At 44.4% G+C, this 21,718-nt stretch carries 17 protein-coding genes; 2 read left to right on the plus strand and 15 right to left on the minus strand.

Features of this window, described 5'->3' with window-relative positions:
* Window positions 1-47: 47 nt before the first annotated feature.
* A complete protein-coding gene (locus tag KCTCHS21_RS25305) occupies window positions 48-1,361 on the plus strand; it encodes a glutamate-1-semialdehyde 2,1-aminomutase (protein ID WP_130614626.1) in 1,314 nt (437 codons plus the stop codon).
* Window positions 1,362-2,215: 854 nt separating this feature from the next.
* On the opposite strand, the gene KCTCHS21_RS25310 is transcribed toward KCTCHS21_RS25305, so the two are convergent.
* The 6 genes from KCTCHS21_RS25310 to KCTCHS21_RS25335 all read right to left on the minus strand — a co-directional run bounded on the left by KCTCHS21_RS25310 (window position 2,216) and on the right by KCTCHS21_RS25335 (window position 8,751).
* Entirely contained in the window at window positions 2,216-3,442 is a 1,227-nt protein-coding gene (locus tag KCTCHS21_RS25310; protein WP_408621737.1) for a GTP-binding protein, read from the minus strand.
* Between the two features lie 11 nt (window positions 3,443-3,453).
* Window positions 3,454-4,449 (minus strand): metal ABC transporter substrate-binding protein, encoded by a 996-nt coding sequence (locus KCTCHS21_RS25315; protein ID WP_179952639.1) that lies wholly within the window; start codon window positions 4,447-4,449, stop codon window positions 3,454-3,456.
* Between the two features lie 34 nt (window positions 4,450-4,483).
* On the minus strand, window positions 4,484-5,359 hold the full coding sequence (locus KCTCHS21_RS25320; protein ID WP_130614632.1) for a metal ABC transporter permease: 876 nt from the start codon (window positions 5,357-5,359) through the stop codon (window positions 4,484-4,486).
* Window positions 5,296-6,012, minus strand: a complete 717-nt coding sequence (locus KCTCHS21_RS25325) for a metal ABC transporter ATP-binding protein (protein ID WP_170211465.1) — start codon at window positions 6,010-6,012, stop codon at window positions 5,296-5,298. Before KCTCHS21_RS25325 ends, KCTCHS21_RS25320 begins: the two co-directional genes overlap by 64 nt.
* A gap of 218 nt (window positions 6,013-6,230) precedes the next feature.
* Window positions 6,231-7,679 (minus strand): WG repeat-containing protein, encoded by a 1,449-nt coding sequence (locus KCTCHS21_RS25330; RefSeq protein ID WP_130614636.1) that lies wholly within the window; start codon window positions 7,677-7,679, stop codon window positions 6,231-6,233.
* Window positions 7,680-7,725: 46 nt separating this feature from the next.
* Window positions 7,726-8,751: a sulfate ABC transporter substrate-binding protein gene (locus tag KCTCHS21_RS25335; protein ID WP_130614639.1), complete on the minus strand. Its 1,026-nt coding sequence runs from the start codon at window positions 8,749-8,751 to the stop codon at window positions 7,726-7,728.
* 292 nt (window positions 8,752-9,043) lie between these two features.
* On the opposite strand from KCTCHS21_RS25335, the gene KCTCHS21_RS25340 reads away from it, so the two are divergent.
* The gene (locus KCTCHS21_RS25340) at window positions 9,044-10,114 is read left to right on the plus strand and encodes a sulfate ABC transporter substrate-binding protein (protein WP_130614641.1); all 1,071 of its coding nucleotides are present in this window, start codon (window positions 9,044-9,046) and stop codon (window positions 10,112-10,114) included.
* 305 nt (window positions 10,115-10,419) lie between these two features.
* Here KCTCHS21_RS25340 and KCTCHS21_RS25345 read toward each other — a convergent pair whose 3' ends face one another.
* The 9 genes from KCTCHS21_RS25345 to fabI all read right to left on the minus strand — a co-directional run bounded on the left by KCTCHS21_RS25345 (window position 10,420) and on the right by fabI (window position 21,695).
* Window positions 10,420-12,957 (minus strand): glycoside hydrolase family 2 protein, encoded by a 2,538-nt coding sequence (locus KCTCHS21_RS25345; protein WP_130614643.1) that lies wholly within the window; start codon window positions 12,955-12,957, stop codon window positions 10,420-10,422.
* Window positions 12,958-12,972: 15 nt separating this feature from the next.
* The gene (locus tag KCTCHS21_RS25350; protein ID WP_130614645.1) at window positions 12,973-13,806 is read right to left on the minus strand and encodes a carbohydrate ABC transporter permease; all 834 of its coding nucleotides are present in this window, start codon (window positions 13,804-13,806) and stop codon (window positions 12,973-12,975) included.
* On the minus strand, window positions 13,806-14,693 hold the full coding sequence (locus KCTCHS21_RS25355; RefSeq protein WP_232057961.1) for a carbohydrate ABC transporter permease: 888 nt from the start codon (window positions 14,691-14,693) through the stop codon (window positions 13,806-13,808). The genes KCTCHS21_RS25350 and KCTCHS21_RS25355 overlap by 1 nt, the downstream gene beginning before the upstream one ends.
* 118 nt (window positions 14,694-14,811) lie before the next feature.
* Window positions 14,812-16,110 carry an ABC transporter substrate-binding protein gene (locus KCTCHS21_RS25360; RefSeq protein ID WP_130614647.1) on the minus strand — a complete coding sequence of 433 codons (1,299 nt, stop codon included), beginning with the start codon at window positions 16,108-16,110 and terminating at the stop codon, window positions 14,812-14,814.
* 307 nt (window positions 16,111-16,417) lie between these two features.
* The gene (locus tag KCTCHS21_RS25365) at window positions 16,418-17,593 is read right to left on the minus strand and encodes a response regulator (RefSeq protein ID WP_130614649.1); all 1,176 of its coding nucleotides are present in this window, start codon (window positions 17,591-17,593) and stop codon (window positions 16,418-16,420) included.
* A gap of 9 nt (window positions 17,594-17,602) precedes the next feature.
* A complete protein-coding gene (locus KCTCHS21_RS25370) occupies window positions 17,603-19,402 on the minus strand; it encodes a cache domain-containing sensor histidine kinase (protein WP_162309381.1) in 1,800 nt (599 codons plus the stop codon).
* 182 nt (window positions 19,403-19,584) lie between these two features.
* On the minus strand, window positions 19,585-19,806 hold the full coding sequence (locus tag KCTCHS21_RS25375) for a hypothetical protein (RefSeq protein WP_130614653.1): 222 nt from the start codon (window positions 19,804-19,806) through the stop codon (window positions 19,585-19,587).
* A 46-nt stretch (window positions 19,807-19,852) separates the two neighbouring features.
* Complete coding sequence (locus KCTCHS21_RS25380) at window positions 19,853-20,704, minus strand: inositol monophosphatase family protein (protein ID WP_130614655.1); 852 nt, start codon at window positions 20,702-20,704, stop codon at window positions 19,853-19,855.
* Window positions 20,705-20,924: 220 nt separating this feature from the next.
* Window positions 20,925-21,695: an enoyl-ACP reductase FabI gene (fabI, locus tag KCTCHS21_RS25385; protein WP_130614658.1), complete on the minus strand. Its 771-nt coding sequence runs from the start codon at window positions 21,693-21,695 to the stop codon at window positions 20,925-20,927.
* Between the last annotated feature and the right edge of the window lie 23 nt (window positions 21,696-21,718).

Here is a 21,718-nt window from a genome sequence, read left to right on the forward strand (position 1 = left end):
ACTAAGTAAGCAAGCAGCTTAGATATGAGTTGGAGGACCTTAACCAAATGCAAAGAATACGTTCAGAACAATTATATGAAGAAGCTCAGGAGCACATCGTTGGAGGAGTAAATAGCCCTTCTCGTTCTTTTAAAGCAGTTGGGGGTGGAGCTCCTGTATTCATGCAAAAAGGACAAGGCGCTCATTTCTGGGACGTTGATGGTAACAAATATATTGATTATTTAGCCGCTTTTGGACCTATTATTACGGGGCATGCTCACCCTGTAGTTACCGAAGCCATTGTTCAAGCTGCACACAACGGAACGTTATTGGGCACAGCCACTGAGCATGAAATCAAGCTCGCCAAAGAGCTTAAAGCAGCTATTCCCTCAATGGACAAGGTGCGATTCGTCAACTCGGGTACGGAAGCGGTCATGTCGACAATTCGAGTTGCTCGTGCTTTTACTGGTCGGAACAAAATCATTAAATTCGCCGGCTGTTACCATGGGCATGCCGACCTTGTTTTAGTCGCTGCGGGCTCAGGTCCGTCGACACTTGGCATTCCCGATAGCGCAGGAATTCCTCCTAGCATCGCTAGTGAGGTTATTACTGTGCCATTTAATGAATTGGACGGCTTGCGGCTTGCATTGGAGCGTTGGGGTAACGAGGTTGCAGCAGTTATGGTCGAGCCCATTGTCGGCAACTTCGGTATGGTCATGCCTAAGCCAGGTTTTCTGGAAGGGCTATGTAAGCTGACGCGTGATGCAGGAGCGTTAGTCATTTATGATGAAGTTATTAGTGCTTTCCGGTTCCATTATGGCTCGGCTCAAACCTTCCACGCTTTTCCGGATCAAAGTTTGATCCGTCCTGACTTAACTGCACTTGGCAAAATAATCGGCGGCGGAATGCCTATTGGCGCATATGGCGGGCGGGCCGATGTCATGGCGATGGTCGCTCCTTTGGGACCCGCTTACCAGGCAGGAACGATGGCGGGCAACCCCGCTTCCGTACTAGCGGGATTGGCTTGCTTAGAGGTTCTTAAACAACCCGGCGTCTATGAGCAGATGGAACGATTAGCCGTTAAGTTGGTAGATGGTTTGCAGCAGTCAGCTGTCCGTCATGGCGTATCCCTTACCATAAACCGGATCGCGGGAGCCTTCTCTACACATTTCTGTAACCATCCCGTTACGAACTATGAAGAAGCTCAAGGCGCAAATAGCGAGCTATTCGCCAAATTCTTCCGGCTCATGCTTGAGCGTGGCGTTTATCTCGCCCCTTCCAAATATGAAGCCTGGTTCCTAACGACCGCCCACACCGACGCCGAGATCGACGAAACACTCTTGGCTGCAGATGAATCGTTCCTCGAGATGTCGAAGAACTAACTAATCGCGGCTGAATAAATTTTCCATAGTCGCTATAATAGGAGCTGCCCAAAAAGTGAAAACTTTGGGGCTGCTCTTTTTTTCGACCAGTTTTTCGACCAATTAGACCTCTGGCAGTTGCAATACCCTCCGATACTCGGCTTTCAACTAATTAGATCGCTCGCTGTGGCTTACCCCACCCATACTCGGTTTCCGACCAATTATATCTTTACGTCTAAGCGGGGCAACCACTTGAACCTGCGATCCTTAGTAGCCCTCAGTGCGCTATCGCGGGAAAAGTGTCTGGAGTCGCGGATTTTAGTAGCCCTCAGTGCGTTATCGCGGGAAAAGTATCCCGTTTCGAGACTCTTAGTAGCCCTCAGTGCGTTATTGCGGGAAAAGTGCCTGAGTGCGCGCTCCTTAGTAGCCCTCAGTGCGTTAGTACGAGAAAAGTGTCTGAGTGCGCGCTCCTTAGTAGCCCTCAGTGCGTTATTGCGAGAAAAGTGTCTGGAGTCGCGCTCCTTAGTAGCCCTCAGTGCGTTATTGCCAGAAAAGTATCTGAGTGCGCGCTCCTTAGTAGCCCTCAGTGCGTTATTGCCAGAAAAGTATCTGAGTGCGCGCTCCTTAGTAGCCCTCAGTGCGTTATTGCCAGAAAAGTATCTGAGTGCGCGCTCCTTAGTAGCCCTCAGTGCGTTATCGCGGCAAAAGTGACTGTAGTCGCGGATTTTAGTAGCCCTCAGTGCGTTATTGCGGGAAAAGTGTCTGAGTGCGCGGGTGTTAGTAGCTACACAACAAAAAACAGGTTGTCCCATCTTTATGGGGCACCCTGCTTTTTTCACTGTGAATCGAATGTTACTTAAGTCTATAACTCATTCTCATTGAAATTGTTCCTCAAGCTGGACGTTCAATTGATTAGGGAACTCATCTGTGAAGGAGCTCCAATTCATACTCATCTCACTATCCGTCAGCAGACAAGCGTCCAATTCATCTGTCAGCTCTTTACGATTCATGGACAGACCTATGAATACGATTTTGTTTATCCGATCCCCGTAAGTAGAGTCCCAGTAGCCAGCTACCTTCTCGTCCTCCAAAAGAATCTGGTCTCTCTCCTGCGTCGGCAACGATGCTACCCAATAGCCTGCAGGGCCAAATTGAATAGAAGGACCCGCTTGGCTGAAATTTTGGGCGATTTCATTGCGCGTTGAAAGCCAAACTAAACCCTTCGCCCTTACAACCTCCGCTGGCCATTCGCTCATCCAATTCATTAACCGCTCAGGATGAAAAGGTCGGATACGTTCATAGACGAAGGAGCCGATGCCATATTCCTCTGTTTCTGGCACATGGAACTCCTTATCCATTTCCTGCTTCCAGCCCGCCGACTGACTTGCCTCGTCAAAATCAAATAGTCCCGTATTCAAAATATCAGAAGGCTCAACCTGTCCGAATTGAGCTCGGATAAGCTTTGCCCGTGGCTGAAGACTGCGCAGTACCGACTCTAGCTCAAGCAGTTCCGTCTCCTCTACCCTGTCACACTTATTCAGAATAAGCACATCGCAAAACTCGATCTGGTCGATAAGCAGATCAACTACCTCGCGAGTATCCTCTTCCCCGACCGCCTGCTTGCGATCCAGCAATGTTTCTCCCGATGAGTAATCATTCCAGAATCGATAAGCATCAACCACAGTCACCATACAATCCAATCGGCAAAACTGCGTCAGGTCAATTCCATGCTCTTCATCAATATAAGTAAAGGTCTGAGCGACCGGTATAGGTTCACCCACTCCTGTTGACTCAATTAGGATATAGTCAAACCGATTCTCCATAGCCAATCTCTCTACCTCTCGCAGCAAATCCTCCCTTAGCGTGCAGCAGATGCAACCATTGGACATTTCAACGAGCTTCTCATCCGTACGAGACAGCCCGCCCCCATCTTTAATAAGGTCGGCATCAATATTTACATCACTCAAATCATTCACGATTACAGCAACGCGCATCCCCTTCCGATTGTTAAGCACATGGTTAAGAATTGTTGTTTTGCCAGCACCCAAATACCCGCTCAATACAGTGACAGGAAGCTTCTTATTATTAGTATTCATTTTCATAACCCCTTAACTTATTTATTTAAAGCTTTTATAAGACCAGCAAGATTGTTAGTCATAATGCCAATGTAATCCAAGCCTTTGCTTACCTCTTCCTCCGTCAGGCCTTCAAGAGGGTTCAATACATCGGTGCTCGCACCGATTTCTTCCGCAATCGTTTTGGCTATTTTAGGGTCAACAAGTGTCTCGAAGAAAATGGTCCTGACATCATGCTCTTTAGCAAGTTTGATAACCTCCGCCATCTTCTCCGGAGACGGCTCCTGCTCAGGCGATAATCCAGCAATCGGAATTTGGATCAATCCGTATGTCCTTGCCAAATAGCCAAAAGCGGCATGCTGAGTAACGAATTCCTTACGCTTGGAGTCCTTAAGATCTTCCCTAAATTTCTCATCCAAAGCCTTGAGCTTCGCAACATATGCATCTGCATTCGCCTTATACTCGTCTTTGTGATCAGGATCTGCTTGCTCTAATGCTGCCTGAATGTTACGAACCTCTTGCTGAGCTAATGATGGATCCAGCCATACGTGGGGGTCCAAAGAATGCTCGGCCTCATGACCATCCTCATCATGATCTACGTCCCCTTCCGCATGCTCGTGGTCATGGTCATGTTCGTGGTCGTGCTCATGTTCGTGCTCGCCTACACCTTCCATTAATACGATGCCTTTACTCGCTTCCACATCTACCCTCTTATCATTTATCGCACTAGCCAGGGTTTTCTCCACCCAGCTCTCCACGATTCCGTTGTATACAAACACATCTGCTTTCTGAATGGCAGCGACATCCTTTGGCGATGGCTCCCAATCATGCGGCTCAGCACCAGATGGAATGAGTCCCACAACCTCGGCATGATCTCCGGCAACCTGCTTAGTAAACTCAACCATAGGGTAAAACGTGGCCACAATCTTCAATTTATCCCCATTAGACGTATGACTCCCATTTGTGTTTCCACAGCCCGATATAACCAATGATGCAATTGCAATGCTTAACAACCCTTTGTTTAATGCTTTCATTTCTGATTTCCTCCTGATAACTATAAAATATGAATTAATGAATGACTGGCGGTTCTAGCTGAAGCCGTTCCGTTTCTGTCACATATCTTTTATTCCTTAACTTGCTTAACTTCACGAACACTTTCTTACCCGTAATTCCTGCAATCAGGAACACTAATAAAGTTAATGCGATGGTCCCTCCAGGAGGAGTACTCAATTCGTAAGAGGCCGTCAAACCGGAAAATACTCCAACCACTCCGATTATCATCGCAAGCCACAGTGCCCAAGAAAAGCTAGGAGCCAGTCGAATCGCCAACGCTGCAGGCAAGACAATTAAAGAGGAAACTAGCAACACTCCAACGATAGGCATAGCAGCAGCGACGATCATCCCTGTTATAATGCTGAACAGTAGTGAAAGCAGCCTAACAGGAACTCCATTTGCTCTCGCCGTTTCCTCATCAAAAGTAATTAGATATAATGGCTTTCTCAGAAGGTAGAAAAATAACCCTCCTACTAACGCAACAGCAATGACGAGAATGATTTCCGTCCTTTGCACCGAGACAACCGATCCGAATAAGTACGAAGAGAATCCTCGACTAATGCCTGGGTTCATGGACATCAAGACTACAGCGGTTGAAAGTCCGCCTATCATAATAATTGCGATAGAAACCTCAGAATAGGACTTATACGACCTACGCACATATTCAACGACTATGGCTCCGATAACAGCTATTACAAAACCTGATAATGCCGGATTTATTTTCAACAGCGCGCCCGCCGCCACACCAGCCAATGAAACATGGGATAGCATATCCGCCATCAACGCCTGCCTTCTCAGCATGAGATACACGCCAAGCACTGAAGCAATTAAGGCAATGACCCCACCAGCGAAAAATGCCCTTTGCATGAAGTCGTAGTGCAGCATTTCCATCCCCCTACCTCCTTTCGCTCCAGCTGGATAATACGATCTAAATAGGAGCCCGCCTCAGATAAGTCGTGGGTTACCATAACTACGGTTACCCCTCTCTTATTGACACAACTGTGCAGCAACTCATATAACTGAACACGACTCTGCGCATCCATCCCAGTAGTAGGCTCATCCAGCACAAGCAAGTCAGGCTCCTGTGCCAGCGCTCTTGCAATACATATCCGTTGCTTCTGCCCGCCTGATAGCTCACCGATCTTCCGATTCCGCTGTTCCCACATTCCAATCTGCTTCAATGCTTGCTCAGCTAACTCCCTGTCTTTGCGGTTGATTCTTCTAAGCCAGGAGCCTCGCATGTATGTACCTGAACATACAAATTCAAGCACCTTACTCGGAAATCCACTGTTAAACGCTGCGACCTGCTGCGGCACATAGCCCACAGCCAGCTTTTTGCCATCTTTGCGACATCGAACCCTACTTACCTCACCACTCCAAGGCTGAAGCAGCCCAAGTGCAAGCTTTAGCAGCGTAGTTTTCGAAGCACCATTGGGACCTGTCACAGCAACAAATTCACCTGAATGAATCTCTACGTCCACGTCCTCCAAGCAGGGTGAATCCCCATAGCCAAAGACGACCTGTTTCATTGAAGCCAATAACAAAGTACTCACCCTTTACTTTCTTCATTTAAATCGTAATAATTACGATTAGATGATAAAAATAAAACCGAAACAATTTGTTAATAGTAACGATTACGTTTAAGGTTATCAGCGAGAAGATAGAATGTCAACAACAATCTCCCAGTTATCTTTGTGTGCATAAAAAAGAGCCCCTACAATCCTATTGGATCGCAGAAGCCCTTCTCGCCTATCTATGTTTCTTATTTAGTCGCTGGTGCTGGCGTAGCTGCTGGCGCTGGAGTGGTTGCCGGTGCAGGTGTTGGGGCAGCTACCTCAACTGCTGGAGATGCAGCTTTAGCAACAACTTTACCCTTAACATTGATTAGTTTTGCTTCCGTGCCTACAACGACACGCGCAAGTCCTTTATTGAATGCTTCGACCGAATCGAATGTTGGTTTAATGGCAACCTCGCCACTTCTATTGATGAAGCCGTATTTACCGCCTTCCTCGAAAGAAGCCAAGCCGTCATGGAAGTCTCCAACATCTTCATATTTAGTACTAAGAACTGTCTCGCCTTTGCTATTCACGTAGCTGAATACACCATCGTTACTAACTGCAGCAAGACCTTCACTAAAGGAAAAGCCTTGAGCATTCTTAGCAGGAACAGCTAATACTCCTTGGGCATTCACATATCCGAACGCGCCTTCACCGTCTGCTCCTTCTGCTTGAACAAGTCCAAGTCCATTGCTAAAATCAAATGCATGCTGATATATCGCAGGAATAGCAATTTTTCCTGTTTTGTCGATATAACCATATTTACCATCGATTTGAACAGCAGCCAAGCCATTATTGAAATAGAATGCATCCTCGAACTGCAGCTTGATTACTTCCTTGCCCTTGTGATCGATGTAGCCAAACAAGTCTCCGATACGAACAAGCGCTAAGCCTTCAGAGAAATCAAACGACTCGTCGTAAAATGGAGTCAGAATGGTTTTTCCTTTAGCATCGATGTAAGCAGAAGTGCCATCCGCTTTAACTACCAAAGCCAATCCATCCGAGAAATCATAGGCTTCGTCAAATTGAGGAGCAATAACTGCTTTTCCATTGATATCGATATAACCGTATTTACCATCTTTATTAACAATAGCCAAGCCTTCGCTGAATGCGTTAGCCTCATCATATTGAGCCGCAATAACTATTTCACCAAAAACATTGACATAGCCTTGCTTGTCGTCACTCTCGAACGGATGAAGCCTTGGAGTGATTGTTAGTGTCGAAGTCGCTTTATCCAATCCAATTGTGGCACCAAATGTCTCAGCAATGTAACGCGCAGGAACCCACACTGCTCCATCATTCCAAATTGCTGCACTCGGAAGAGCGACACTCTTGCCGTTAACAAGCGCCTTCTTAGCATCAACGTCGAACTTAACAGTTCTGGTTCCTTGAGTCAGCGTTGTTGTTTTGGTCGCTTGCTCCCATTTAACAGTAACCCCTAATGCAGCGGCAAACGGCTTAACAGATAAGTAAGTTACACCCTTGATCGTTGCAGTAGTCAAACCAGTCTGTACTAGCCCACCAACATTTATGATGGTGCTGGAAGCAGCTGCTGATGCTGCAGATGCGTGACCGAAGCTTGCGATTTGAACTGCTACGAGTGCAGCAGCAGCGATTAGAAGTCCTTTACGAACGGATGGACGTGTATTAGTCATATGGATTTTCCCCTCATCAATATAAATTTGATAAATGATTTATCGATTATTTTTTCAAGTAAATTTGGTCAAACGTCCCTTTATCGGCAAAATGCTCAGCTTGTGCTTTATCCCAGCCACCAAAATCATTAATTGTGATCAGGTTAAGAGCAGGGAAGCTTTTCTCGAATTCCTTCGCAACCTTTGCATTAATTGGACGATAGAAGTTACGTGCAGCTATCCGTTGACCTTCCTCAGTGTAGAGGTAATCAAGATAAGCAGTCGCTACTTGACGAGTGTCATGCTTGCTTACATTTTTAGTAACTACGGCTACAGTTGGCTCAGCAAGAATACTAAGGGATGGAGTTACAATTTCAAACTTATCACCATATTCTTTCTTAGATAAGTAAGCTTCGTTCTCCCAAGCAAGTAGTACGTCGCCGATACCTTTTTCAACAAATGTATTCGTAGAGCCTCTAGCTCCGGTATCTAACACAGGGACATTTTGGAAAAGCTTCTTAACGAAGTCCTTCGCTTTGTCCTGGCTATTGTTATTGTTTTTCAAAGCGTAGCCCCATGCTGCAAGATAGTTCCAACGTGCTCCGCCTGAGGTTTTTGGATTTGGTGTAATTACCTTCACATCAGTCTTAATTAGATCGTCCCAGTCTTTAATGTTTTTAGGATTGCCCTTGCGAACTAGGAAAACAATTGTAGATTTATAAGGTGCGCTATTGTTAGCAAGACGCTTCTGCCACCCTTTGGAGATAAAACCTTTGTTCTCGATTGCCGTTACATCATATTCTAGAGCCAATGTCACAACGTCTGCTTCCAATCCATCAATAACTGAACGAGCTTGTGCACCTGAACCGCCATGAGATTGCTTGATGTTTACCTTCTGACCTGTTTTCTTTTCCCAATACTTAGCGAAGGCTGCATTGTAATCCACATATAGCTCACGAGTAGGATCGTAAGATACATTTAGAAGGTTGACGCTCTTCTTCTCAGATTTCTTCGTTACGGCACCAAATACTGATGTCGTGGATAAAACAAATACCAATGCGGTAAGCAGGATAAAGCGGAATGATTTCCTCATGCGGTTGACTCTCCTTTATAATTAAGAAATTTTGCAAACGCAAAAGGCCTCAAATGTACACATACACGTAGCTCAACTAATGAAGCATTCGCGGATATGAGTCGAGGCCTCCGGTTTACCGGTCGGCGCGTTGGCACGATCCTTATGAATAATCCCATCATATTCCAGACTATTCCTAGTTGTCAACTATGAATTAAGCATTGACAATAAGTTTATTCGCTTGCTACAATCTCTTCATTAATTCCAATTATTACTATTGGTTTTGATAACTTAACGAAGAGGGGTCATTTTTATGAAACAGCGCTACAGCACGCGCAGCCGCGCTATTGGGATCGGTATTTTGGCACTTATTTTATTAACAGTTACTGCTTGCTCGGGAAAAAATAAAGACACCGCGAATGAAGCTATACCTTCATCGGATTACAGCAAATCCGCGTCACTCCTTAATGCTGTTTCTGACGGAACTGCGGATTTATTCAAAGAAATTGATGATGGCTTTATAAAAAATTGGAAGTCTCGCACAGGTCAAGACGTAACCATTGAGCTACCCGCAGGTAACTCATCTACTCAAAAAGAAGCTATTATTGGTGGACAATTAAAGGCCGATGTTACGACACTTGGCGTTGGCATCGATATTGATGCTATTCAAGCAAAAGGACTCATCAATGAGGGCTGGCAGCAGCGGTATGATTATAACAGCTCTCCTTTTTCGACAACGGTCGCTTTTATCGTTCGCACTGGGAACCCGAAGGGCATCTCTGATTGGGAGGATTTGGTGAAGCCAGACGTTAAAATCGTAACTTCAAATCCAACAACCTATTCAGATGCACGATGGTACTATGCAGCAGCCTGGGCATACTCACTTGATAAGCAAGCGGATGACTCAGATGCTGCAAAAGCATTCGTAACAGACTTCCACCAGCATGTGTCTTTGCTTGCTAAAGACGATCAGGAAGCCGAAAGCTCCTTTATTGAGAAGAACGAAGGAGACGTATGGGTCACAACCGAAAGCAACGCTCTACGGATTGCCAGCTCAACGGGAAAAGGCAAGGTCGAGGTTATTGTTCCTTCCGTCACTCTAGCCATTGAACCCGTCATTTCTGTTGTAGACAGCAATGCTGATGCAAAAGGCGTTAAAGAGGTTGCCAATGCTTATGCTGATTACTTATTTACTGAAGAAGCACAAACCCTTGCGGCCGAACACTTCTTCAGATCACGCTTCGCATCCATAACCGAGCATTTCACAGATGTATTTGCCAATGTAACAATCCTCACCGTGGATGACAATTTATCGGGATGGGAAGATCTGCAGCAAACCCTGTTCGGGGATGGCGGATTGTTCGGACAGCTTCCGGTTAAGTGATAATGAGAATGAAAATATAAAATCTTGCAAAACGGCAAAAGCCATGAATTTTCAACAAATGTTGAGATTCATGGCTTTTTCGCTAGCCCGCTGAGCTTATTGTACTCGCAAGAGTTATTATTTCTGCTGGCTGGACATCGATAAAGCTATGGAATTCCGAATCGCTATCTAATACCTCTAGCAAGGTATCTATGAGCTTCATTTAGCAAAGATGATGCAGTTCGAAGGGTATTTACCATTCCCGATCCCAATGAGTGTGAGAGGTTATATCTGCGATTTTGGGGTGTATGTCAGCTATTTCCCCTTTATTTGACTGTAATAGCCCTCGGCACGATTTCACTCGGTACTAAACCCTCCGTAGCGGAAATCCATACCGTTACATCTCGCTGTTCGCCAGGCAAGAGATCAAAGTACTCATCGCTTAAACGTACATGATCCGCTAATCCGAAATGAACAGCATGGGCATAAGCCTCACTAGCTACCGTAAAATAAATAGCATTTTCCTCTTGTCTAATATTTGATAGAGTAAGCTGCGATTCTAATATTCGAAGCTGTCTAAAGGGATGGGTTCTTAATATCGCCGGCTTCATCCCAGCATTGCTCAAAGGCTTCGCATAGTAGAAAGACTCCGTTGTATCCGCCTGATTCATCATCCATTCAAACACGATTTTGCGAGAATAAGGAGCTAAGCTTACTTCAAGCGTGTCAGCAGCCTTCTCTACTCCGTCGAAGCTAGACCTACCGTACTCTAGCGTTTCCTTGATCGTTTCATCCGTTTCGTTAATTGCTATCAGTCGAATTACACCCTGCTCCTGACGAATAATTAGCTTAACGGGCTCGAATGCCCTCTTAACGAAATAATAGGAAATTTTGCGCTTGAGATAATAGTCAATAATCGTCCAGCCCACCTCGCCCCAGCAATCGTTGTACATCCAGAACAAGGCTCCAGAGCAAAATGGTTTTGAGCGAAGGGATTCAAGCGAGTAACCCAGCATTAAGCCTTGGCACAATCCGGCATACAGGAGATAATCATCAATCTCGAGCTCCTGCGAGTCCAAATAATGCTTGTTAATTCCTGCAAGCACTGTATCCTTCTCGAAAGTATTGTTGTGAAGCTGCCATACCTTGCTCGTTCGATCAAGAGGTTGCCCATTGTGATAAGCTTCGATCGAAGATTTACGGCAGGGACCTATATACCCGTATTCCGAGACAAATTTAGCGGTCACTTTATCATATTCTTCAGGAGTAATTCTTTTTTCCATCTCTGCGTGCATCGTGCAATCGTGCCAATGATGTCTATCTCCAGATAAACTGCCATTCGGATGCTCTCCCCCGTAAGGCGAGCTGTTCCAGTAGGGAATTACCGGACAATTGCGCTCAACTATGCGCGGCGCAATCTCATTGTAACAATGGGCACCACCGTAAAATTCCGGAGCTTCCGTATCGTTCCACCATTCATCGAAGCCCCAATGATTTTCATTGTTACCGCACCACAAAGCAAGCGAGCAATGATTGCGCAATCGGCGCGTCTGGTAGTCCATTTCCCGTTCCGTTTCTTCACGGAACCACGCTAGATGATCCGGGTATTTGGCGCAAGCAAACATAAAGTCATGCCAGATAAGAATGCCGTACTCGTCGCATTTCTCATAGAAAATATCTCTTTCGTATAATCCTCCACCCCAGATGCGTAGCATATTGAAATTGGCTTCCTTAGCTTCCCTTATCAAGGTGTCATATTGCTCATCCGTAACTCGGGCATAAATTGAATCTGCCGGAATCCAGTTTGCTCCTTTACTGAATACCGTCACTCCATTAATCTCGAATGCAAAAGCGCGCTCATCTTCGCCTTGATGCAGCTTATCCATATTTAATCTTAGTGTACGTATCCCAAAGGAAAAAGATGGATAATTCACGCGGTGAGATTTGGATTCGGCAGATAGCCGAACCGAATAAAGCGGCTGCTCCCCCATCCCATTAGGCCACCAAAGCTTGGCATTTGGAACCTCTAGCTGAAGCGTTACGTAATTTAGTCCAGAACGAAGATACTGTTCTGTCTGAAGGATCGCTACTTGGTTATGGCCAAATAAAACCTCAAGCTCAAGATCGGTTACCATCGTTTGGAAGGGATGTACATTTTCCAATTCTACTCGAAAGCTTAATTGCGCGGTCTTCCCTTCGGTTATTGCTGTTGTCGTGACATAAACATCCCGGATCTGAAAACGATTGATAAAATCGATCGTTACATTCCCCGTAATCCCGCATGTGGCTACCCTTGGTCCCCAATCCCACCCATATACGTATTGCGGCTTTCGAACCATTGCCCGTCTATAGTCGCTTCGCTGCCCCACGTGATCGTTCTCGACAATGACATTCGTCGCATGGACCATAGCAAGCTCCTGTTCGGGAACAAGCTCCAAGCCCGAAGTAACCCTCACGATCAGCTGATTCGTACCCACTTGAGCATTTTCTTTGATATCACAAGAAAACGGGTAAAACGCGCTGCGGTGATGATCTAGGTGCTTATCGTTCAACCAAATATCCGCCTCTACATCCAGAGCCTCGAATGTAATTACGATTCGTTCAGACGATAACTGCTCCTCTGTGATCTGAAACTCCTTCTTAAACCACCAAGAACGCTTTTCCGTCCATTCGCTTGCAAAGCATTGATCAGCCACTAACGGCTCAGCAATTACCCCCTGCTCGATCAGCGGCATATGCACATCGCAAGGGAGATTGGTATGAAACCAATTATCTTGCTTGTTTCTAACTAGAACAAAATCACTTGCTTGACGATAGAGAGGCTCCCAGGTCATCTGCCAATCTTCATTTAGAAGTATTTTCATTTTGCTTCCTCCTATTTATCCTTTAATGGCGCCAGCGGTTAAGCCATCTATCATAAATCGTTGTAGAAAGATATATAGCATAAGAATAGGCAAAGCGATCATAGTTGAAGCAGCGAATAATTGTGGCCAATCGGTACTGAACTGTCCCTTAAACGCTACGAGCCCTAGAGGCAGCGTTCGATGCGAGGCATCACTCGTAAAAATAAGCGGGTTAAAAAAATCGTTCCATATCCCAATCATATTAAAAATAATATTGGTGACCGTAGCCGGAAGCACCAACGGGAATATAATTTTGAAAAACAACGTCCACATGCTTGCGCCATCTATTTTCGCGGATTCATCTATTTCATACGGAATACTATTATAAAACTTAGTAAATATAAAAATTGTAATCGGCAAACCTTGCGCCGTATAAATTAAAATGAGTCCGATTTGCGTGTTGTATAGTCCCATTTCCTGCATTTGCATAAATAACGGAATAAGTCCCACTTGACCCGGAAGAATTAAGCCAGCAACAAACACTGCAAATACGATTGGAGCAATTTTTACCATTCTAAATCGTGCTACCGCAAATGCTGCAAGGGCACCAGTACCGATAATAGCTAAGATCGAGCCTCCAGTAAGAATAAGGCTATTCATTGCATTCTGTAGCAATCCGCCATTTACCCAAGCCAATGCATAATTTTTTATGAAAAGCGGATTAGGAAGCCCCAACGGATCTTTAATATAATCTGCGTTACTCTTAACGGAAGTGAAAACCATGATACATAGCGGTGAAATAATACATAATGCAGCCAAAATAAGAACCACATACATACTGAAATGATTTCTAATTGCTCGTAGCTTCATTAATATTCAACCTCCCTCTTACGCATAAAGTAGTATTGGATAGTTGAAATAAGCACGATGGCGATCGTAAGAACCATTGCAATTGCCGCTCCATAGCCCAGTCGTTGCGACTTAAAAGCAATGCCGTAAATCAATGTGCCGAATACCTCAGTTTGATGTGCAGGGCCGCCCTGCGTGAGCAAATAAACCTGATCGAACATTTTTAAGCAACCAATCATTGAAATCATCATATTTATCGTAAAAGCCGGCGCTAAAAGCGGAATCGTAATTTGCTTTAATTTGTGCCATGCGCCTGCTCCATCAATTTCAGCAGCCTCGTATAAATCTTTCGGAATCGTCTGTAGACCCGCGATATAAATGACCATTGAGTATCCTGTAAATTGCCATATGACTACCGCGCATATTGAATAAATCGCATAAGTCGGATCTCCTAACCAATTAATCTCGGCCAAGGTTGTAAAACCAAGAGAATTAAATATTACGTGAAGAACACCCTGTAACGGACTGAAAATATATTCCCATATATAACCAATAACCGCGGTGCTAAGTAAGACAGGAATAAAAAATACCGCTCGGAAAATGGTATGCCCTTTCATTTTCTTATTAAGCAAAATAGCAAAAATCAACGCCAGTGCATTCTGAACAATAATAATGACAACCGATAAAATGATATTATTTTTAATTGCGATAAGGATTAGTTCGTCGTGAACCAATTCAATAAAATTGTCCAACCCATTGAACAGCGCGGTATCTCCGAAGCCATTCCAGTTCGTAAAGGAGTAATAAAAACCGCTTAATATCGGATACGCATAGAATAAGCTGTATATCCCCATAGCAGGCAATACAAACATCATAAAACGTAAGAGCTCTCTCTTTTTTTCACTCACCCTACCCTACTCCTTTAATATTTAGTCAGCATCATCTCTCTGATTATGCTAGATTGATATGACAAAGGGAGAGCGAACTCTCCCTTTGGTAAATTATTTTCCTTCACCTGCTTATTGACTACTTAGCGGACTTATTTTCTTTCTCCTGGGCTGTTTGAAGAGTAGCGACAACATCTACAGCTTTGCCCCCGAGCAGCAGCTTTTGTATTTGAGAACCTGCTTCGATCACCACTGCCGTTGAGAGTATAGGTGTTGCCTCAGGCTTTGCAATATCAAATAATGGTAGCCACTCTTTCGCCAGCGGATGGAAATCCGCTGCTGCCCCTTTTACAGTACTCACGATTTTTTGCTCCGAAGCTTGCAAGGATCCGCTTTCAACTGAAGCTGAGAACTCAATAAACTTCTTCACTGCATCTTGGTGCTTAGACCAAGCAATACCGCTTAATAAAGCATCGCTCACTTGTGGTACAACCGTCTGCTTGCTTGCATCATTGGTCGGATAAGGAAATACCCCGACGTTAATGTCCTTAAAATCAGCCTCGAACTTATCAATCGCCCAGCTTCCCATAATCCACATAGCAGCTTTCCCTTGCTGTAGTGCTAATACAGCTTGATCGTAGGTAATACCAACGGCACCTTTTCCATTAAGGAAATAGCCTTTGTTCACTAATTCTTCCACTTGTTTATATGCATTAGTAAACTCCGGGTCCGTCCATTTGGCTTCTCCGGTTTTTAGCTTGGTTATTAATGCGGATTGTTCTGTTTCGAGCTCAATCCACTGGGGCATTGTGTAGTAGCTGGTCGTCCAAGTATCCTTCCCAGATATGACTAGCGGTGCTACGCCTGTTTGCTTGATCTTCTCTGCAGCTGCTAGAAAATCAGTCCAATTTGTCGGAATCTCCACTTTTGCTTGCTCAAAGATACCTTTGTTATACCAGACTCCAATCGCATACGTACCTTGAGCAAATGCGTAGACTTTACCATCAACAGTCCCTGCTTGTACTGCCGCTGGCATGATGTTGTCTAAATATGGAGCTCCCGAAAGATCAATCAAGCTATTGTTTTGCGCTGCCCAACCGAGCTCTTCCTGAGTTGCATGTAGTCCAATAATATCCACATCAGCTTTTGCAGCAAGCCTTGACTTTAGAACAGTCGCATAATTTACAGTATCCACCTGTTCAAATTGAATCGTAATATACGGATATTTCTCATGAAACTTATCAAGCGCTGCTTTAGAGTAAGGAACAAAATGGAGAAATTTCAACGTTACAGGTTCTTCCTTGTCCGTTGCTGTCGTTGTTGATGCCGCCTCTTGTTTAGGATCGTTTTCCGTCGACGACGTCTTGCTACCGCATCCTGCAAGCGCTGTTAAAACAATTAGCATCATTACCATAAGCATCGTTACATTCTTTTTCACTGTATTTCCCCCTAATTCGCAATAAATGAAAAGGCTTTCTTTCTTCTTTAATATTAAATTGATGCCCCGTCATGAACAAGGATCCAATCGATATAGTAGATTCACTTTTATTAACTAGAGCATAGCGCGAGTTCACTTTTTTTGTGGTCTATTTTGTGCCCTTGCATGTAATTAAATGGTTATAAAAGAACACTGCCCCCAAACAAAGCCAAACGGTATTATCACGATCGGCTATTGGTTCACCTTTTTTGTGATATAAAAATAAGCTTCTCCAAGAAGAAGCTTATCGTTGGCTTTTAGAATAGACCTAGAAATGGTTCAATTGACGATATTCGTTTGGTGTAAAACCAGCCATGACCTTAAACCATTTCGTGAAATAACGAGGATTCGGATATCCTATCGCTTTGCCGACTGATGCAGCAGTCATACTGCTGTTCATTAAAAGCTCCTTCGCCATCTCAAACCGTAGCTTACTTAAATATTGGATAAAGGATTGCCCTGTATTGTGCTTAAATAGCCTACTGAAATAAGAAGGTGTTACTCCGACTACATCAGCAACCTGTTCCAGTCCGATTGGTTCCTGAAATCGAGCCGTCATAAATTCTAGTGCCTTCTGTACAATCTCGCTTATTCCCTCATTACGCTCTAGCTTTACGTTTAGGCTCATCTCATTAATCGTTCTTCGGGTTTGGCTCCATTCTAGTTGAGCAGGTCGTTCATGCCAGTATATTTCAGTGCCTAACGACTGCTTTACTTTCCAGACGAGCTCCTCTCGCCAAAGATGAAAACCGCAGCTTTCGGTTTCTGCTTCTTTCAGAAATACTACGATCACGCCACTGCGCAGCATTACCGCTTCCATTTTAACGAAATCTAAATGGTCTTTTATGATCTGAAACAGGATATCTAAAGATAAGCCTTGATTTTTGGATGCCACCAAACCTACTTGAATGTCCCTCTGCCAAAAGGGAATGTGAAACAACCCTTTCTCCTCTTCTCGTAGCTTTAAAACTTCCTCCTGAAGCGCATTTTCCAAGATGTGCCCCTTTAATAACTCCTGCTGAGCTAGAGATTCCATTGGTGACTGAACCGTATTCGACAGCTCATCTTGAGGAAATGTTTGTAATATTTTATCTATAGATACTTTGATTTCTTCCACGTTCATAGTGGGCTTTAATATATAATCAGCAACACCAAGCTGTATGGCTTCTCTGGCATACTGAAAATCATCATAGCTGCTTAAAATAATGAACCGAATATGAGGATACTTTTCCTTACACATTCGAATTAACTCTATCCCATCCATTACAGGCATTCGAATATCGGTAATAACGATGTCTATCCTCTGACTCTCAATGAGTTGCATAGCTTCTTTGCCGTTCGCGGCATCTCCGACGATTTGAACGCCTATCTCCGTCCAATCCAGCATGACCTTCATTCCCAATCTAATTAGCGTCTCATCTTCAACAACAAGTAAATTTTTCATAGCTCCTCCTTATTCAGGCTTCCACGGAACGCGAATGGTTACGATTGTACCTTCTCCTATAACACTCTTAATAGTAAGACCATAGGGTTTACCAAATTCTAGAGCAATTCTTTCATGTATGTTTTTCAGCCCTGTCCCAGATAGCCCTTTCTTATACTCATCATTGGCATTTAATAGAGACTTGACCTTCTCCTCGCTCATTCCAGTACCGTAATCCCGAACTTCAATAAATAAATCGCACGCATCCCCGCGTCGCATCAAGATTTCTATCTTGTGATTGCTATTTCCGCTATCTAGTCCGTGGAATATCGCATTCTCAACGATGGGCTGAATCAAAAAAGGTATAACCCAAACCCGCTCCGCCCCTGCATCACTCGTATAGGTAATGGCGAATTGTTTCATGTAACGTCTCTCCAGTAGAGCAACGTAATCCTTAATGAATTCAATTTCATCTTGTAAAACAACCCATTTACGATCGCTTCGCGTGCAATATTTCATTAAATGAATAAAAATTTCTAGAACCTTAGCAATGTCATTCGCATTCTGCATCATGGCCATCATTTTAATCGCGCTAAGGGTGTTATAAATAAAATGAGGATTAATCTGCGCTCGCAGCGCATCGATTTCCGCTTTGCGTTTACTTTCCTCTTCGGATTTAATTCTCTCAACTAATTGGGTAAGCTCAATTACCATGGAATTAAAGGAATCAGATAAAAGCCCTATTTCATCCTTCTGTTTCATAGTACTAAAGATATGGAAGTCGCCATTCTGCACCTTCTTCATCAAGCGAGAAAGTCGCTTGATGGGCGACGCCACCCCCCGTGCTACAAATCCGGCCAAGATAACAGAGAATAACAAAATGACAACAATAATCCCAATTGCAAGATTACTAATATGGCTAAGATCTTGATAGAGAGCTTTCTTGGACGTTAAATATAGCGTCATCCAGCCAGAATATTCTGATGTACTAGCTACCCCCACCATTTTTTCCGAGCGGGCTCCCCATTGAATGGATCGCATATTAGGTCCTATAACCTTGCCTGCGTCCATCAATTCCGTCATACTTTCTTTATCAATGGGGAGAGACGAATGTATTATATTCCCATATTGATCCGCAATAACCACATAACCATCCCGTGGCTGTTGTGCGGAAAAGTTAAAAATGTAAGGATCGATATCCACGACGAATACACCTAGAGATTCATTGGTATCTACCTGCTTGACATGCCGAGCAAGGGAAATCGTTTTTTTCTCGTTTGACCTATAAAATTGGGTTTCCAGTCTCAATCCGGAATTAACAAACCCTCCGTCTCTAAGGATTGTTTCTTGAAACCAAGCCTGCTCCTTTAGAGTATTGTGCGAAATAATATTCGAGTATTGGGTGTAGCCATAAACTTGATCATTGTCCATAATCATATATACGGCTATAATCCCTTCATGAAGGACCTGTAAGCTTGTAAAATAGGTCCTCATCTCCTTTTCTATTTCTTTTTCTGTTTGGAAATCTTCTTCTGTGTAGGTGTCCGTAGTAAGCTTTAGCTTTGTCATTGCGGAATAAATCCTCTGATCGATAAAGGGAAGGATAGTCATCCGGTCAATCCCTCGCAAAACCGCGTCCACATTATAATTAATTTGACTAGTTATGACCCGATATGAATTGTTGGCTTTTTGCTCCAACGTATTCACAGCAATAATGTAAGCCGCAACACCAAACCCGCTAAGAGGAATAACAGCGAGTAGAAGATAAGTAATAAAAAATTTTGACTGTATTCTTAAATCCTTCCATTTGCCCCGAACCAGCCCAAACATCTTTTGTCCACTCCTCATTCCGTGTACCCATTTCATCTATCCTAACTGAAAGCGATTTCAGCATCAATGTATAAAATTATCATATTTTCCATGTACACTCGTCAGATGAATATAAAGTTATAGGGAATTTTTATAATCATAAATCAAAAAAGGCAGCCCATTTAACAGGGCTGCCCTTCGTTTTATTTATCGTCATACCTGCCGTCCACTTCTTTAGCGATGGCGCGGTAAGCTTTCGTTTCCTCAACTACCGGATCGAATTTAGATTGAATACGAACTTCCCATCTAGGCGGAAGCTGCTTTAATGCTTCGGCTTCCGTTTCCTCTGGCTTAGCTTCCGGCTTCTCTTCAGTCAAGCTTCGTGCCAACAATTCCTCTAATTGCTCTAGCTCTTTACGTTCCAATTCCTTCGCCCCCTTTTTTCCATAGGATGGTCGAAAGCCCCGTATCTCATGTACGTGCGGCTGCCTGAAGCTCCTCAATCAGCTCATTATGAATAAGGTTGTTACTTGCAACGATATTTCGAACTCCAAGATGATAAGATTCCCCAGTTATGTCCGTCATACGACCGCCAGCTTCTTGCACAAGCAATGAGCCCGCGGCTATATCCCATGAGCTTAGGTTGTATTCCCAGAAGCCACTGAGACGACCTGCTGCCACATAGGCAAGATGAAGAGCAGCCGAGCCCGCAACTCTAATATTGCGAACCTTGGGTGCCAATGCTTGGACACTCTTCAGGTTCGCTGGTAGCGCCACATGCTGATCCGCTGGGAAGCCCGTAGCCAGCAGGCTATGGCTTAGTGTGCTTTCATTCGCCACCTGCATTTTACGACCATGTACGTATGCTCCCTTGCCCCGTTCCGCAACGAATAGCTCGTCTTTCGACGGGTCATATACGACACCTACTATTACTTGTCCCCGATGCGCGAGCGCAATAGATACGGAGAAGAAAGGAAAGCCATGCACATAGTTAGTCGTTCCATCCACGGGATCAACGATCCATAAGTACTCGGCGTCGCTTTTATCCTGTAATGCTTTTGCAGATGCCTCCGGCCCAGGCTCAACCCCTTCTTCTCCTAGGAAGGAGTGAGTAGGGAAATGCGTAACGATTAAATTGCGAATCATTCGTTCCGCGCCCTTATCAACCTCCGTTACGAGGTCGTGCATCGAGTATTTCGTATCCAATTGGGTAATGCTACCCATTTTACTTTTAATCCATTCCCCTGCTTTGGCCGCACAATTGACAGCGACCGCGGTAAAGCTTTTACCACCAATAATGCTTTCCGGCTGGTTGGCGTCCATTGTTCATCCCTCTAATCTTTTGTAATCGTTTGCAAACGACTGCTTTGTCCTACTTTTATCATATACGAAAATATGGCTAAGCGGTTCCTATGATTGCTACTATAAGCTAAAAAATTTACCACTTTCATATTCTCGCCAGCACAATTGGCCGATTAGAAAGAAGCTGCCCTTCATCGTATAGACAAAGGTGCAGCTCCGTATACATCAGGCAGTTAAATTGTTAAATTCCTACTGTATTATAGCCATTATCAACATGAATGACTTCGCCAGTAATCCCACGAGCCCAAGGACTCATTAAGAACAAGGCAGCATCTCCAACATCTGATGCCTCCGTATTACGGCGAAGTGGAGCCTTCTCTTCAACTTGCTTAAGAATAGTATTGAAGCCGGCTATTCCTTTGGCAGCCAGTGTACGAACTGGACCAGCAGAAATGGCGTTGACTCTAATATCTTGAGGACCCAAGTCACTTGCCAAATATCGAACGGAAGCTTCAAGCGCTGCCTTGGCGACGCCCATAACGTTATAATTGCGAAGAGTACGTTCTGCACCAAGATAAGTCAGGGTAACGATACTGCCACCTTCTGTCATCAGCGGATGAAGTCTTTGCGCTACTGCAGTAAGGGAATATACGCTTACATCATGTGCAAGCGCGAAGCCATCACGGGAAGTGTCTACATATAATCCGTCTAGCTCTTCTGCTTTCGCAAAAGCGATACAGTGTGCAAGACCGTGCAATACGCCTACTTCTTCCTTCAATTTTGCAGCAAGAGACTCAATATCCTCATCAGAGGAAACATTGCATTGCAGCGTTAGTGAGCCTTCAATCGTATCCGCTAGCTTGCGCACGCGTTCCTGTACTCTTTCATTCTCGTATGTAAACACCAGTCGAGCCCCTTGGGAAGCGAGCGATTGCGCGATAGCCCAGGCGATACTGCGCTCGTTCGCGACGCCCATGACTACGATGTTCTTTCCAGCTAACAATCCATTCATATCTTGGAAATCCTCCTTGTTAC

Origin of the sequence: Cohnella abietis (assembly GCF_004295585.1) — a bacterium.
GTDB lineage: Bacteria > Bacillota > Bacilli > Paenibacillales > Paenibacillaceae > Cohnella > Cohnella abietis.